This window comes from Nocardiopsis alborubida (assembly GCF_012396365.1).
Taxonomy (GTDB): Bacteria; Actinomycetota; Actinomycetes; order Streptosporangiales; family Streptosporangiaceae; genus Nocardiopsis; species Nocardiopsis alborubida.
The window spans coordinates 140,553-154,974 of record NZ_JAAXPG010000009.1 but is presented as its reverse complement, the minus strand read 5'-3'; the positions used below and the strand labels follow the sequence as shown (position 1 = coordinate 154,974).

General features: G+C 72.6%; 17 protein-coding genes. 13 read left to right on the top strand and 4 right to left on the bottom strand.

Going from position 1 to position 14,422, the window contains the following annotated elements; all coding sequences use genetic code 11:
- Nucleotides 1–6: 6 nt before the first annotated feature.
- Nucleotides 7–486, bottom strand: coding sequence for an excalibur calcium-binding domain-containing protein (locus HGB44_RS11870; RefSeq protein ID WP_061079633.1), 480 nt, complete (start codon nucleotides 484–486; stop codon nucleotides 7–9).
- Between the two features lie 228 nt (nucleotides 487–714).
- Nucleotides 715–1,530, bottom strand: a complete 816-nt coding sequence (locus HGB44_RS32450) for a DUF4352 domain-containing protein (protein WP_061079632.1) — start codon at nucleotides 1,528–1,530, stop codon at nucleotides 715–717.
- Nucleotides 1,531–1,813: 283 nt separating this feature from the next.
- Between HGB44_RS32450 and HGB44_RS11860 the strand changes: the two genes are divergently transcribed.
- The 8 genes from HGB44_RS11860 (at nucleotide 1,814) to HGB44_RS11825 (ending at nucleotide 7,522) form a co-directional block, all read left to right on the top strand.
- Nucleotides 1,814–2,176 (top strand): cyclin family protein, encoded by a 363-nt coding sequence (locus tag HGB44_RS11860; protein ID WP_061079631.1) that lies wholly within the window; start codon nucleotides 1,814–1,816, stop codon nucleotides 2,174–2,176.
- Entirely contained in the window at nucleotides 2,169–2,609 is a 441-nt protein-coding gene (locus tag HGB44_RS11855; RefSeq protein WP_061079630.1) for a hypothetical protein, read from the top strand. Before HGB44_RS11860 ends, HGB44_RS11855 begins: the two co-directional genes overlap by 8 nt.
- 127 nt (nucleotides 2,610–2,736) lie before the next feature.
- Complete coding sequence (locus HGB44_RS11850) at nucleotides 2,737–3,588, top strand: sulfurtransferase (RefSeq protein ID WP_061079647.1); 852 nt, start codon at nucleotides 2,737–2,739, stop codon at nucleotides 3,586–3,588.
- Between the two features lie 308 nt (nucleotides 3,589–3,896).
- Nucleotides 3,897–4,502: a DUF4178 domain-containing protein gene (locus HGB44_RS11845; protein ID WP_061079629.1), complete on the top strand. Its 606-nt coding sequence runs from the start codon at nucleotides 3,897–3,899 to the stop codon at nucleotides 4,500–4,502.
- Between the two features lie 7 nt (nucleotides 4,503–4,509).
- Nucleotides 4,510–5,055, top strand: a complete 546-nt coding sequence (locus HGB44_RS11840; RefSeq protein ID WP_061079628.1) for a DUF2617 family protein — start codon at nucleotides 4,510–4,512, stop codon at nucleotides 5,053–5,055.
- Nucleotides 5,052–5,399: a hypothetical protein gene (locus tag HGB44_RS11835; protein WP_061079627.1), complete on the top strand. Its 348-nt coding sequence runs from the start codon at nucleotides 5,052–5,054 to the stop codon at nucleotides 5,397–5,399. The genes HGB44_RS11840 and HGB44_RS11835 overlap by 4 nt, the downstream gene beginning before the upstream one ends.
- Nucleotides 5,400–5,456: 57 nt before the next feature.
- Nucleotides 5,457–5,885, top strand: a complete 429-nt coding sequence (locus tag HGB44_RS11830; RefSeq protein ID WP_061079626.1) for a DUF350 domain-containing protein — start codon at nucleotides 5,457–5,459, stop codon at nucleotides 5,883–5,885.
- A 71-nt stretch (nucleotides 5,886–5,956) separates the two neighbouring features.
- Nucleotides 5,957–7,522, top strand: coding sequence for a polyamine aminopropyltransferase (locus tag HGB44_RS11825; protein ID WP_061079625.1), 1,566 nt, complete (start codon nucleotides 5,957–5,959; stop codon nucleotides 7,520–7,522).
- Nucleotides 7,523–7,957: 435 nt separating this feature from the next.
- Here the strand turns inward: HGB44_RS11825 and HGB44_RS11820 are convergent, their stop codons facing one another.
- Nucleotides 7,958–8,416 (bottom strand): flavodoxin family protein, encoded by a 459-nt coding sequence (locus HGB44_RS11820; protein ID WP_061079646.1) that lies wholly within the window; start codon nucleotides 8,414–8,416, stop codon nucleotides 7,958–7,960.
- Nucleotides 8,417–8,520: 104 nt separating this feature from the next.
- Between HGB44_RS11820 and HGB44_RS32445 the strand changes: the two genes are divergently transcribed.
- The 5 genes from HGB44_RS32445 (at nucleotide 8,521) to HGB44_RS11795 (ending at nucleotide 14,255) form a co-directional block, all read left to right on the top strand.
- The gene (locus tag HGB44_RS32445) at nucleotides 8,521–8,874 is read left to right on the top strand and encodes a hypothetical protein (RefSeq protein WP_267909079.1); all 354 of its coding nucleotides are present in this window, start codon (nucleotides 8,521–8,523) and stop codon (nucleotides 8,872–8,874) included.
- A gap of 315 nt (nucleotides 8,875–9,189) precedes the next feature.
- Complete coding sequence (locus HGB44_RS11810; RefSeq protein ID WP_061079624.1) at nucleotides 9,190–10,032, top strand: nitrilase-related carbon-nitrogen hydrolase; 843 nt, start codon at nucleotides 9,190–9,192, stop codon at nucleotides 10,030–10,032.
- A gap of 16 nt (nucleotides 10,033–10,048) precedes the next feature.
- Nucleotides 10,049–11,458, top strand: coding sequence for a dihydropyrimidinase (hydA, locus tag HGB44_RS11805; RefSeq protein ID WP_061079623.1), 1,410 nt, complete (start codon nucleotides 10,049–10,051; stop codon nucleotides 11,456–11,458).
- Nucleotides 11,459–11,473: 15 nt separating this feature from the next.
- Nucleotides 11,474–12,484, top strand: coding sequence for a TIGR03842 family LLM class F420-dependent oxidoreductase (locus HGB44_RS11800; protein WP_061079622.1), 1,011 nt, complete (start codon nucleotides 11,474–11,476; stop codon nucleotides 12,482–12,484).
- A 196-nt stretch (nucleotides 12,485–12,680) separates the two neighbouring features.
- The gene (locus HGB44_RS11795) at nucleotides 12,681–14,255 is read left to right on the top strand and encodes an NCS1 family nucleobase:cation symporter-1 (protein ID WP_061079621.1); all 1,575 of its coding nucleotides are present in this window, start codon (nucleotides 12,681–12,683) and stop codon (nucleotides 14,253–14,255) included.
- Nucleotides 14,256–14,284: 29 nt separating this feature from the next.
- On the opposite strand, the gene HGB44_RS32440 is transcribed toward HGB44_RS11795, so the two are convergent.
- A complete protein-coding gene (locus HGB44_RS32440; RefSeq protein WP_267909078.1) occupies nucleotides 14,285–14,413 on the bottom strand; it encodes a hypothetical protein in 129 nt (42 codons plus the stop codon).
- Nucleotides 14,414–14,422: the final 9 nt, after the last annotated feature.

Genomic DNA, 14,422 nt, shown 5'->3' with positions numbered 1-14,422 from the left:
CCCCCGTCATTCGCAGGCGACGCCGTCGCCGTCGCGGTCCAGGTGGGATCCGTAGCCCGGGTCGCCACGGTGCACGGGCGCCGCGCCCGCGGCGCGCGCCGCGTCGCAGTTCTCGTAGTAGGCCGGGGCGCCGTCCCCGCCACCGGAGCCGCCGGTGTCCCCTCCACCGCCCCCTCCGCCGCCGCCGTCCGGGCGTTCGGTCACCGTCTCCGTGACGGTCTCCGTGGCGGTGACCGTCACCTCCACCTCGACCTCCTCGGTCTCGGTGGCGGTCGGCTCCACCGTCTCGGACACGGTCGCGGTCACCGTCGCGGCCGGGGGCGGCGGCCCCGCCTGGTCGGAGCCGCCTCCGGCCAGTGCGCTGGCGCAGGAGCCGATGACCGCGGTGAGGATCAGGGCGCCGAAGCACCCCAGGCATCCGAGGCCGATCTTGCCGCCGGTGGACACGCTGGCGGCAGGAGGCCGCGGGGGCGGAGGTAGGGACATGGCGAGGCTCCGGGGGATGCGCAGGGAGCGGTGGAGCGGGAACCGCGCTGGACGGGCGCGTGCGGGCGGGGGCGCGCGCGTGCGCCGACGATATCCGAGCCAGCCGCGGAAAAGGACCCCTTCTGCGGTAGAAAGCGGCTTTCGCCGTACCCGGCCCTTCCGTCGCCGCAGCCGGACGCTCCACCGGGCACCCCCGGACACAGCGGTGCACCGCCCGACAGCCGCGGACTACTGGACCGTCGTGACGATCGGGTCCTCCATGCCGAAACTCGGGTCGTAGCGGACCTCGGTCACCACGACCTCGCCGACCACGGCGATCTGCCCCGAGACGGAGGAGCCGGGCGCGAGGGTGCCGACCTCGATGTGCTGGATGTCGGCGAAGAGCGCGTCGGCCCAGTCGGTGCGCTCGGTTCCGTCGGAGAGCACCGTCGTGAAGTACAGCGGGTTGATGTCGAGCGGCTCGTCGCCGTTGTTGGTGAGCTCGACGTCGAGCACCGTGTAGACGGTGTCGTCGATGGTGTCACCGGCGGTGCCCGCGGCGGTGGCCGTCAGGGTGACGCCCTGCTCGCCGACGGGCTCCTCGGCCGCGCCGCCCTCCGGCTCCGGCGTGCTCTCCTGCTGGGTGGGGGCCGAGGAGGTGGAGGTCGACCCGCTGTCGTCGCCGCCCGCCATCGAGGCGATGATCACGATGACGACGACCACGAGGACCACCAGGCCGAGGCAGCCGCCGCCGATGCCGAGGCCGACCTTGGCGCCGGTGGACATGCCCTTCTTCGGGGGCTGGGCGCCGGGCGGCGGGCCGTAGGGGTCCCCGGGAGGGCCGGGGGGCATGCCGCCGTAGGGGGGCTGGCCGGGAGGCGGGCCGCCCGGGCCTCCGTAGGGCGGCTGACCGCCGGACGGATCGCCGTAGCCGGGCTGGCCCCCGCCGGGAGCGCCGTAGCCGGGAGCACCGTAGCCGGGCTGGCCGCCGTAGGGCTGCTGGCCGCCGGTGCCGTCACCGTGGGGCGGCTGCTGGGGGCCGGAAGGGTACTGGGGATAGGACAAAGGGGTGCTCCGGTCTCGTACACGATGCCTGAGGGGACGTGCCGCGGGCCTGAGCCGTGTACCGGCTGGAACACATGCGGCTTCGAGGACCATATCCGACGCGGGTGCGCCGCCGTCTCGTAAGCCCCATGTCGGAGCTGTCCGGAACCGGACGTGCCCGCTGGTGGGCGGACCCGGGCGCAGCCGCCGACGGGGGGACGCGGTGCGATGCGGTGGCCCTGACGTACTACGCTGTGTCGTAGAAGCCCGCTGACATGGCATGGGGACGACGAGCGGAGGCGGCGTGGTCGACTGGCTGACCATGACGATTCAGATGGTGTCACTGGCGTTGGCCGGGTGGTGCCTCGTCTCGGCCTTCCGCGACCAGCCCATGGTGGTCCCGCACCTGGTCGGCATGGCGGTCCTGTGGCTGCTCGTGCTCGGACAGGTGACCGCCACCGTCGTCACCCTGGTCGGCGGCGAGCGGCCCGCGGAGATGGCCATGTTCGTGTCCTACCTGGCCACGGTCGCGCTGCTGCCGCCCGCGTGCGCCGTGTGGGGCTTCATGGAGCGGAGCAGGTGGGGCCCGGCGGTGATCGCCTTCGCGTGCCTGATCCTGCCCGTCCTGTTCGTCCGCCTCGAACAGCTCTGGAGCCCCGTTGTCTGAGTCCGCCGCGACCCGCGACAGAACCCTGCGCACCGGCCCCGGGCGGCTGCTCGTCGCCGTGTACGGGGTGTTCGCGCTCGCCGCGACCGCGCGCGGGGGCTACCAGCTGGCCACGAGGTTCGACGAGGCGCCGCTGGCCTACGGGCTCTCGCTGCTCGCCGGGGTGGTCTACCTGGTGGCGGCGGTCGGCCTGGCCCGGGCCGGGCGGACCTCGCGCGGGGTCGCGCTGGTCTCGTGCAGCGTCGAACTGGTCGGCGTGCTGGCGGTGGGCGCGGTCAGCCTGTTCCTACCGGGGGTGTTCCCCGACGACACGGTGTGGTCGAACTTCGGGGCCGGGTACCTGTTCATCCCGCTGGTGCTGCCGGTGCTGGGCCTGTGGTGGATCCTGCGCGTCCACCGCATGGACCGGGACCGCGGGGGCCCCGGCGCCTGAACAGCGCCCTGCGGGCCCCTCCCGGTCCGCGTCCCGACGCCCGCCCTCCCCCGGGCCGGCCCTCCCGGAACGGACACCGGGCACACCCCCTCCCACCTGCCGGGACGGAACGCCTAGGGTGGTGCCCATGTCCGAACTCCTGACCCTGCCGGTGGCCGTGTCGGCCGACTGGCTCCGCGAACACCGCGACCAGGTCGTCCTCGTCGACTCCCGGTGGTACCTCGACGGGCGCTCCGGCCGCGACGCCCACCGCGCCGGACACCTGCCCGGCGCCGTCTTCACCGACCTGGACACCGACCTGGCCGCACCGGCCGGTCCCGAGGGCGGCCGCCACCCGCTGCCCTCCGCGGCCGACTTCGCCGACGCGCTCGGCCGCCTCGGCATCGGCGACGACTCCTCCGTGGTGGTCTACGACGACGCCGGCGGTTCCGTGGCCGCCCGCCTGGTGTGGATGCTGCGCGTGCTGGGGACCCCGGCGGCCTTCCTCGACGGAGGCGTCCAGGCGTGGACCGGCGAGCTGGAGGAGGGCGACGTCACCCCCCGGCCGGTGCACCGCACCCCGCTGCACTGGCCCACCGACCGCGTCGTGCACACCGACACCGTCCGCGCCGAGACGGGCGATCCGGCGCACCTGCTGGTCGACGCCCGCGCCCGTGACCGCTACACCGGTGAGCGGCCCGCGCCCGTCGACGCCCGGCCGGGGCACGTGCCGGGCGCCCGCAGCGCCGAGTGGACGGGCAATCTGGGCGATGACGGGCTCCTGGCCGCCCCGGGAATCCTGCGTGAACGCTTCGCCGCCCTCGGCGCCGACTCCGCCGACACCATCACCGCCTACTGCGGGTCCGGGGTCACCGCCTGCCACGACCTGCTCGCCCTGGAGCACGCCGGGTACTCCGGTGCCCGCCTGTACCCGGGGTCATGGAGCCGTTGGGGAGGCGACGACAGCCTTCCGGTGGAGACCGGCGACCCCCGGGCCTGAAACCCCCACGCCGCGGGGGCCGGACGCGTCGGCCCGCGCCGACCGGACACGGGGCTCCGGCGCCCCGGAGCGGTCCCGGGAGCGCGTCCCCGGAGCACTCCCGCACACGGGTCCGTTACCAACGATCACCTTCGGTGAGAGGTTCCCGGATGGAATGACCTTCGTGTCCTGATCTGGTCACATATGGAACCGACCCCTCGCCCGCGGCGTCAGAGCGTCAGTAGGATTGCCCGGCTCCCGGGGAACAACGCAGGCAGGGGACGTACACGGCCTCGCTTCCCCCATGCCCCACCGCGAAACGAGGAACATTGGCCATCGAACTCCTGCTGCTGCTCATCCTGGTCGGCGTCGCCGTCGTGATCGGCGTCCTGGTCTACGCGCAGCGCGCCAAGAAACCGAAAACGGCCTCCGAGCCCCCCGCCCCGCCTCGGGACCCCTTCGCCGACACGGGCGACAGCACCGCGGGCGACCCGCGCGCCATCAAGGCGGGCGACATGATCGACTGGGGCACCGAGCGGACCTGGATCCGCGGCACCCTGCGCCTGTCCGAGGGCGGATTCACCTGGTCGGAGCACTTCCTGGAGGTCGAGGGCGGCAAGCGCTGGCTCTCGGTGGAGGAGGACCCCGACGTGGAGCTGGCCCTGTGGACCGGCCGCCCCGACCTGGACATCATCCCCCAGGGCAAGAGCATCGAGCTGGAGGGCACCGTCTACCGGCTCCAGGAGAAGGGCACCGGCTCCTACCGTTCCGAGGGCACCACCGGGCTCAAGGCCTCCGGGGGCCTGGACTACGCCGACTACGAGTCCGACGACGGCAGGCTGCTGTCCTTCGAGCGCTTCGACCACGGGCGCTGGGAGGCCAGCACGGGGGACAAGGTCGCCCCGGGAACCTTCACCATCTACCCGGGGAGCTGACCCGAACGTGCGCGCGAGCATTAGCGCCCCCTTCGTCGACACCAGCGCCGACGACCTGGTCTGGACCCTGCACCACCCGCTGGTCGACCCCCTGGCAGTCCGCACCGTCCGGGTGCCGGGAGCCCGGGTCGAGCTGCGGGTGCTCGGCGCCTCCCACCAGGTGGTCGTCACGCCGGAGCCGTCGCCCGGGGCACTGGTGGCCGATGAACCGCTGGTGGAGACGGTGGCCTGCCTGCCCGGTCTCCCCGGCGGCCTGCCCGGCAGCGCAGACCGCCCCGACCTGGGCGGCTACCGTTTCGGCTCGCGCGTGGAGTCCCTGTCCCGCACCGAGCTGGCCCGCAGGGTGGAGGGGATCCACCGGGAGGTGGCCGACTCCCCCGGCGGCCTGCTCGTCGCCTTCCCCGGCGACCCGTTGGCGGTCACCGCGCTGCACCTGGTCCCCGGCGGACCGCTCGACTGGCGCACCTGGCACGCCTACCCCCAGAGCGGCGAGCTGGTGACGACCACCTCGACCGTGACCCTTCCCCCCACTTCCGGGAGAACCGCACCATGAAGGCATACGAGGAGCCCGCGGACAACGGCAACAGGAACGTCATCATCACGGTGTTCGTCGTGATCGGCGTCATTCTGCTGATCCTGATCCTGCTCAGCGCCTGCTCCAACAACAGCAACAACTACTGCCCCGACGACGACGTGGTCCAGATCGAGGGCTACGACGACGACGACTGCGACGGGTCCTCGGGATCCTCGGGGTCCTCGGGCGGAGGGTTCTTCTTCTTCGGCGGGGGCACCGGCGGCAGCAGCTACCGGGACAACAACAGCAGCTACAGCGGCGGAAGCAGCAGCAACGGCAGCGGCAGCAACTACCGCGGCGGCGGCAGCGGCTTCGGCAAGTAGTCTCCCCCCACACGTTCCGAACATGTCGATCGAAATCCCCTACCTGCGAACAGGACCATGAACGAGATCCTCTTCAACGCGCTCGGAGCCCTCGCCTACGGCGGAGTGGGCATCGTCATCCTCGTGCTGGGCTACCTGCTCACCGACCTCCTCACCCCCGGCAAGCTGCACGTGCTGATCTGGGAGAACCGCAACCGCAACGCGGTCCTGCTCGTTTCCGCGAACACCCTGGGTTCGGCCATCGTCGTCACCTCGGCGATCCTCTCCAGCGAATCCGAGACCGGCCTCGGGGCCGGTCTGATCTCGACCGCCGTCTACGGCCTGATCGGCCTGGGCGTGATGGCGCTGGCGTTCGTACTGATCGACCTCCTCGTCCCCGCCAAGATCGCCCAGATGATCAGCAGCGACGAGCCGCACCCGGCCACCTGGGTGAGCGCCTCCGCGCACGTGGCGATCGCGGTCGTCATCGCCGCGGCCCTGACCTGACGCCCCTTCCCCCCACCGGCCCCCTGCCCCGGGCAACCGCACCACCGCACCACCACACGAAGGCAGTTCCGTTGACTGAGACCACCGTCCGCACGCGGTCCCGACTGCCGGTATCCGCCAGGGCGGCCCGGTTCCTCGTGTTGCTGGCGGTGTTCGTCTGCGCCGCCTGCGGCCTGGTGTACGAGCTCGCGCTGGTCGCCATCGGCAGCTACCTGCTGGGCGACAGCATCACCCAGGCCTCCGTGGTCCTGTCGGTGATGGTGTTCGCGATGGGCGTGGGCTCCCTGTTGTCCAAGCGCTTCCAGGCGTACCCCGCAGCGGCCTTCGCCGTGATCGAGGGCCTGCTCTCGCTGGTCGGCGGGCTGTCCGTGCTGCTGTTGTACGGGGCGTTCGCCTGGTTCTCCGCCTACCAGCCCGCCCTGGTGGTGCTGGCGTTCGTCATCGGTCTCCTCATCGGCATGGAGATCCCGCTGCTGATGACGCTGATCCAGCGCATCCGCAGACAGGACGCCTCCGACGCGGTCGCCGACCTGTTCGCCGCCGACTACGTGGGCGGCCTGATCGGAGGCCTGGCCTTCCCGTTCCTTCTGCTTCCGCTGCTGGGCCTGCCCAAGGGCGCGCTGATGGTGGGCGCGCTCAACGCCGTCGTCGGCGTGGCGGTGGTGCTGTGGCTGTTCCGCGCCGAGCTGACCCGACGCGCCTACGTGGGCCTGAGCGTGGGCCTGGCCTTCATCATCGCGGTGCTCGGCCTGGCCTACGCCTACGCCGACCAGTTCGAGGTGGACGCGCGCCAGGCGCTGTACCGCGACCCGATCGTGCACGCCGAGCGCTCCGAGTACCAGGAGATCGTGCTCACCCGGTCCCTGGACGGCGATGACGTGCGCCTGTTCCTCAACGGGAGCCTGCAGTTCTCCAGCCTGGACGAGTACCGCTACCACGAGTCGCTGGTGCACCCGGCGATGGCGGGACCGCACGAGGACGTGCTGGTGCTGGGCGGCGGCGACGGCCTGGCCCTGCGTGAGATCCTGGCCTACGACGACGTGGCCTCGGCCACCCTCGTGGACCTGGACCCGGCCGTGGTCGAACTGGCCTCGACCGATCCGGTGATCAGCGACCTCAACGGGGACTCCTTCGAGGACCCGCGCGTGGACGTGGTCAACGCCGACGCCTTCCAGTGGCTGCGCGAGAACCGCGAGGAGTTCGACGTCGTCATCGCCGACCTCCCGGACGGGGACTCCGTGGGCACCGCCAAGCTCTACTCGGTGGAGTTCTACGCCCTCCTGCGCCACGCCCTGTCCGAGGAGGGCCGCATGGTCGTGCAGGCGGGTTCCCCCTTCTTCGCTCCGGAGGCCTACTGGGGCGTGGGCGACTCCCTGGAGGCGGCGGACCTGGCGGCCACGCCCTACAACGTGGACGTGCCGAGCTTCGGCAACTGGGGCTTCTACCTCACCTCCCCCGGGTCCGCGCCCGAGCTGCGCGTCCCCGAGGACGCGCCGCCGCTGAGCTTCCTCGACCCGGCCCTGATGGAGGCCGCGCAGGTCTTCCCCAAGGACCGCCGCGAGGAGGACGTGGAGGAGTCGACCCTCATGCACCCGCGGATCATCGGGTACCACCAGGGGGCCTGGCGGGGCTACTGACGCCGGTCCGCCGCGGACCGGCGCCGCCTCGGCGAGAAAACACCGCGCGGCCTGAGGACTTGGGCCAGTGGGCGGCCACGCGGTGTGTCTGGGGAGGGGCTGGTCGGGTCCCGGGCCCGCCCGGGGACGGCGGTCGCGGGTGGAGAGGCGGACGGAAGGTCTGCGGCGCCGGACGGGGCAAGGGTGCGCTTCCCCGCGTTCCCCGACGACCTGGGCCCATCCTGACCTGCCGGTCGAAGGCGGCGAAACCGCCACGCCGCATCCGACACCGGACCAGCCAACCCCTTACCCAGACTTTCCCGCCCTTTTCCGGCTTCCCGGCCGCTCGCCCGCCCCCGTGGCAGCGGGTCCGCGGAGCCGTCCGCGCACCGTGCGACCCGCGCTTCGGGGCCCCTGGCCCGCAGCCCGTGGCCCCGGTTCCCGTGGCGGGACCGCTCAGGAGCGCTCCAGGGCGGCGAGGGCGGTGACAGCGCCCAGCTCCCAGCAGGCCTCGCGGTCCGGTGCCCCCGGTCGGCCCGTCACGGTGACCGGCGGGCGGTGACGGCGCCACCCCATGCCCTTGGCGATCGACTCGACCGCCCGGACCGCGCCGGAGGTGTCGCTGTCCCCGTGCACGTACAGCGCGTAGGGCAGCCCCTCGGTCGATCCCTGGGCGGGGTAGAAGACCGTGTCGAAGAAGACCTTGAGGGCGCCCGACATGTACCCGATGTTGGCCGGGGTCCCCAGGATGACGGCGTCGGCGCCGAGCAGGTCGCTGGCCGTGGCCGACAGCGCCGCCTCCGCCCGCACCTCGACCCCCTCGACGTCGTCGTCGCGGGCGCCCTCCAGGACCGCGCCCAGCAGTTCCTGGGTCGCGGGCGAGACCGTGTGGTGAACGATGAGCAGTCGTGCCATGTCCCCCACACTAGGAGGCGGCGGCGCGCCACCGCCGCCTCCCGCACGGCGCCACCCGGCACCGGCGCGCAGCCGCCGCCCGCAGCAGAAAGCCAGGCCCCGCCATGAGCCAGCCCCCGCACGGCCCCGGTGACGGATCCGCGAACCGCGACCAGCCGCCCATGGGCCCGCCGCCCGGAGGCATGCCGCCCACCGGATGGCAGCCCCCAGCGGGCCCGCCGCCCTCTCCCGGGTTCGGCCGCTCGGGCCCTCCCCCGCCGGGGGAGCCCGGGGGTGCCGAGGAGCGCTCCCCCTGGCTGTTCCTGGGCCTGGGCTGCGGCGGCCTGTTCCTCATCGGGGTCGTCCTGGTCCTGCTCATCGTCCTCGTCTTCGACGACCGCGCCGAGCGCAGCGAGGGCGCGGGCGGACCCCTCGGGCACGGCGGCGCGTCCGTCACCGGGGACCGCCTCGCCGCCTGACCGCGCGACGGCCGGGAAGGGTGTGTGTCCTCATCCGAAATTCAGCGGGAAAAGGCCGGGAAACATGTCCTTTTCTCCGAGATTATCCGTGTCACAGAAAGGACATCGCGCCCCGTAAGGGCACGAGCGCGCGATTCCTTCACCCGGGCGCGCGCGGAGAACGCGGATGTCGGACATTGACCGGCCATTCGACGTTACCTAAGGTGCGACGGCACGAGCACCACCCGCTCGCACCACCGTGCCAGCAGGGCATACGCGGACGCGACCCACCGTTCTCGCCCGCCCCGGCGGCGCACACGCAGGAACGAGGAACACATGCCGCACAACGTCCGTGCCGCACTCGTCCAGACCGAATGGACGGGCGACACCGAATCCATGCTCGCCGTCCACGAGAAACACGCACGCGACGCCGCCGAACAGGGCGCGCGGGTGATCGGTTTCCAGGAGGTGTTCAACGCCCCCTACTTCTGCCAGGTGCAGAACACCGAGCACCACCGCTGGGCCGAGGCCGTCCCCGACGGACCCACCATCACCCGGTTCAGCGCCCTGGCCCGCGAACTGGGCATCGTCATGGTCCTGCCGGTCTTCGAGGTGGAGTCCCCCGGCTTCTACTACAACACCGCCGCGGTCGTCGACGCCGACGGCAGCTACCTCGGCAAGTACCGCAAGCACCACATCCCGCAGGTCCACGGCTTCTGGGAGAAGTACTACTTCCGCCCCGGCAACCTCGGCTGGCCGGTCTTCGACACCGCCGCCGGGCGCATCGGCGTCTACATCTGCTACGACCGCCACTTCCCCGAGGGCTGGCGGGCCCTGGGACTGGCCGGGGCCCAGCTGGTGTACAACCCGTCCGCGACCAGCCGCGGCCTGTCAGCCCACCTGTGGAAGCTGGAGCAGACCGCGGCGGCCGTGGCCAACGCGTACTTCGTCGCCGCGATCAACCGCGTGGGCGTGGAGGAGTACGGCGACAACGACTTCTACGGCACCAGCTACTTCGCGGACCCGCGCGGACAGTTCGTCGGCGACGTCGCCTCCGACACCTCCGCCGAGCTGGTCGTGCGCGACCTGGACCTGGGCCTGGTCGACGAGGTCCGCCGGCAGTGGGCCTTCTACCGCGACCGCAGGCCCGACGCCTACGGCCCGCTGGTCCAGGGCTGAGGGGCGGGGGCACGACATGGCACGACGCACCGTCATCCGCGGCGGCCTGGTCGTCACCGCGGCCGAGGAGACCGAGGCCGACGTCCTCGTGGAGGGCGGGAGGGTGGCCGCGCTCGCGCTGCGCGGCAGCGACGCCGCCCGCTCCTGGGCCGACAGCGGCGCCGAGGTCATCGACGCCGCCGGACACTACGTGGTCCCCGGCGGGGTGGACGGCCACACCCACATGGAGATGCCGTTCGGCGGCACCTCCTCCTCCGACACCTTCGAGACCGGCACCCGGGCCGCCGCCTGGGGCGGCACCACCACCATCGTCGACTTCGCCATCCAGCGGCCCGGGGAGTCGGTGCGCGCGGGCGTGGACGCGTGGATGGCCAAGGCCGAGGGCAACTGCGCGGTGGACTACGCCTTCCACGCCATCCTCTCCGACGTCCAGGCCTCCTCGCTCAGGGAGATGGACGCCCTCGTCGACGAGGGCGTGACCTCGTTCAAGCTGTTCATGGCCTACCCGGGCGTGTTCTACAGCGACGACGGCCAGATCCTGCGGGCCATGCAGCGCGGCGCCGCCAACGGCGCGCTGACCATGGTGCACGCCGAGAACGGCATCGCCATCGACGTGCTGGTCGAGCAGGCCCTGGCCGAGGGCCGGACCGACCCGAGGTACCACGGCGAGGTCCGCAGGGCCCTGCTGGAGTCGGAGGCCACCCACCGCGCCGTCCAGCTCGCCCGCGTGGCGGGCGCGCCGCTGTACGTGGTGCACGTCTCGGCCCGGGAGGCGGTGGAGGAGCTGGCCCGGGCACGCGGGATGGGGCTCAACGTGTTCGGCGAGACCTGTCCCCAGTACCTGTTCCTGTCCGCCGACAACCTCGCCGAGCCCGGTTTCGAGGGCGCCAAGTACGTGTGCTCCACACCGCTGCGGCCCCGGGAGCACCAGGAGCACCTGTGGCGGGCGCTGCGCACCAACGACCTGTCCGTGGTCTCCACCGACCACTGCCCGTTCTGCTTCACCGGGCAGAAGGACCTGGGCCGGGGCGACTTCTCCAGGATCCCCAACGGCGTGCCCGGGGTCGAGCACCGTATGGACCTGCTGCACCAGGCCGTGGTGGAGGGCCGCATCGGCAGGCGCCGGTGGATCGAGATCGCCTGCGCCACCCCGGCCCGCATGTTCGGCCTGTACCCGGCCAAGGGCACGATCTGCCCGGGCTCGGACGCCGACATCGTGGTCTACGACCCCGGCGCCGAGCAGGTCCTGTCGGCCGGGACGCACCACATGAACGTGGACTACTCGGCCTACGAGGGCAGGCGGATCACCGGCCGGGCCCGCACCGTGCTCTCGCGCGGCCGGGTCGTGGTGGACCGCGGCGCCTACCTGGGCGAGGCCGGGCACGGCCGGTACGTGCCCCGCTCCACCTGCCAGTACCTGGTCTGAACGAGAGGGCAGCACATGGACATCGGACTCGTCCTCCAGACCGACCCGCCCGCCGACCTGCTGGTCGAGCGGATGGTCCGCGCGGAGGGGTACGGCTTCACCCACGGGTGGACCTTCGACTCGGTCGTGCTCTGGCAGGAGCCCTTCGTCGTCTACAGCCGCGTCCTGGAGCGCACCCGCGACCTGGTCGTGGGGCCCATGGTGACCAACCCGGGCACGCGCGCCTGGGAGGTGACCGCCTCTCTGTTCGCCACCCTGAACGACATGTTCGGCAACCGGACGGTGTGCGGGATCGGCCGGGGCGACTCGGCCATGCGCGTGGCGGGCCGCCGACCCGCCACCCTGGAACGCCTCTCCCGGGCGATGCGCGCGATCAAGGACCTGGCCGAGGGCCGGGAGGCCGACGTGGACGGCGCGACCGTGCGCCTGCCGTGGGTGCGGGACGGCGCCCTGCCCGTGTGGATGGGCGCCTACGGGCCCCGGGCCCTGGAGCTGGCGGGCCGCCAGGCGGACGGCTTCATCCTCCAGTTGGCCGACCCCTACCTGACCGAGTGGATGGTCAGGGCGGTGCGCACGGCCGCGGCCGACGCCGGGCGCGACCCCGACGAGGTGGCGGTGTGCGTGGCGGCGCCCGCCTACGTCACCGACGGCTCCGCGCGGGGGCTGGCCCACGCGCGGGAGCAGTGCCGCTGGTTCGGCGGGATGGTGGGCAACCACGTGGCCGACCTGGTCGCCCGCTACGGCGACTCCTCCGACGCGGTCCCGCAGGAGCTGACCGACTACGTCAGGGCCCGGCGGGGCTACGACTACAGCCACCACGGCCGGGCGGACAACCCCGACACCGCGTTCGTCCCGGACGGCATCGTCGACCGGTTCTGCCTGGTGGGACCGGTGGAGGAGCACCTGGAGAGGTTGGAGCGGCTCCGGGAGGCGGGCGTGGACCAGTTCGCGGTGTACGCGATGCACGACGACGTGGACGGGGTCATCGACGCCTACGGGCGCCACGTCGTCCCGGCCGTGTCCTGATCCGCGCCGCGGGGCCGGGACGGGCGGGCGCGTCACGACGGCCCCGCCCGTGGCACCTGTGCGCCTTGTGACGTGCGAGGATATTCGGCGGTCCGGAACATCTCCGGACTTCTCGCCGCCCCCACGGGTCCCGCCCAGGCGGGCCCGGCAGCGCTGTGTACCCCGCCCCTCCCCGCCCACCGAGACCAGGTGACCCGTGACCCACACCCCGACCCCGCCGGAACCCGCCGCCGTCACCCACCCCGACGGCCGGGTCTCCCTGGCGGAGGGGGCCTCCCTGCCCGAGGGCCCCTACGTCAACGCCGACCTCCAGCCCGTCCCGATGTCCCGTCGCACCTGGGGCACCGGCAGCTTCGGCGCCCTGTGGGTGAGCATGTCGGTGAGCATCCCGGCCTGGACGCTGGCCAGCGGCCTGATCGCGGCGGGCCTGGACTGGCGCCAGGCCATGCTCGCCGTGGTCCTGGGCAACCTCGTCGTCCTGCTGCCCATGGTGCTGACCGGCCACGCGGGCGCCAGGTACGGCATCCCCTTCCCCGTGTTCGCGCGCGCCTCCTTCGGCCTGCGCGGCGCCAACCTGCCCGCGCTGCTGCGCGGCGCCGTCGCCTGCGGCTGGTACGGCATCCAGACCTGGGTCGGCGGCCAGGGGGTGTACGTCCTCGTCGGACGCCTGCTCGGCGACGGGTGGACGGGGGCGGCGGCGCTGGGCGGTCAGCCGTGGACGCTGTGGCTGTCCTTCGGCCTGTTCTGGGTCGCCCAGCTCGCGATCATCCTGTGGGGCATGGAGGGCGTGCGCCGGATCCAGGTGTGGGCCGCGCCGCTGATGATCCTCGGCGGCGTCGCGCTGCTGGCCTGGATGGCCGTGGAGGCCGGGGGCCTGGGCACGATGCTGTCCCTGGACTCCGGCGAGCCCCTGGACTGGGGGCCCTCCTTCTGGGCGCTGTTCTTCCCGTCTCTGATGGGCGTGATCGGCTACTGGGCGACCCTGACCCTCAACATCAGCGACTTCACCCGCTTCTCGTCCTCCCAGCGCGCCCAGGTGGTGGGCCAGTCGCTGGGCCTGCCCACCACGATGACGCTGTTCTCTCTGCTGGCCGTCATGGTCACGGCGGGCACCGCGGCCGTCTACGGCGAGCCCCTGTGGAACCCGATCGACGTCGTCGCGCGGATGGACAGCGGGATCGGTCTGCTCTTCGCGGTCTTCGTCGTGCTGCTGGCCACCGTCTCCACCAACATCGCGGCCAACCTGGTCGGCCCGGCCTACGACCTGTCCAACCTCAGGCCGCGGCTGATCAGCTTCCGCACCGGAGCGATCGTCACCTGCGTGCTCAGCGTGCTGATCATGCCGTGGCGGCTGCTGGAGAACGAGAACGTCTACATCTTCACCTGGCTGGGCACGGTGGGCGGCCTCCTGGGCACCGTGGCGGGCATCCTGCTCGCCGACTACTGGCTGCTGCGCCGTACCCGGATGAACCTGCCCGCGCTGTACGAGCGCGGCTCGGAGTACTGGTACCGGCACGGGTGGAACTGGCGCGCCCTGGTGGCCTTCGGCGTCGGCTCGCTGCTGGCCGTGGGCGGTTCGCACTCCCCCGAGGGTTCGGGGCCCTTCCCGACCGAGGGCCTGGTCCCGTTCCTCGCCCCGCTGGCGGACTACGGGTGGCTCGTGGGGCTCGTCAGCGGCCTGCTGCTGCACTGGGGCCTGGGTGTGCTCCTGCCCGACCGGGGCGCCGCGGAGCGGGCTTCGAGGAGGGCGGAGAGGGCCGCCGCCGGCTGAGCGGGGTTCCGGTGGCGGGTTCTCCGGGGTCAGTCCCGCCGGGTCCACTCCTCGTGGGCGGACCCGGCCGTCAGCGGGAGCCCGACACCGAAAGTGCCCTCATCGTCGTAGAAGTGCTCTTCGCCTTCTTCGTACTCTTCGTCCCACTCGTGTTCCATGCCCGGCTT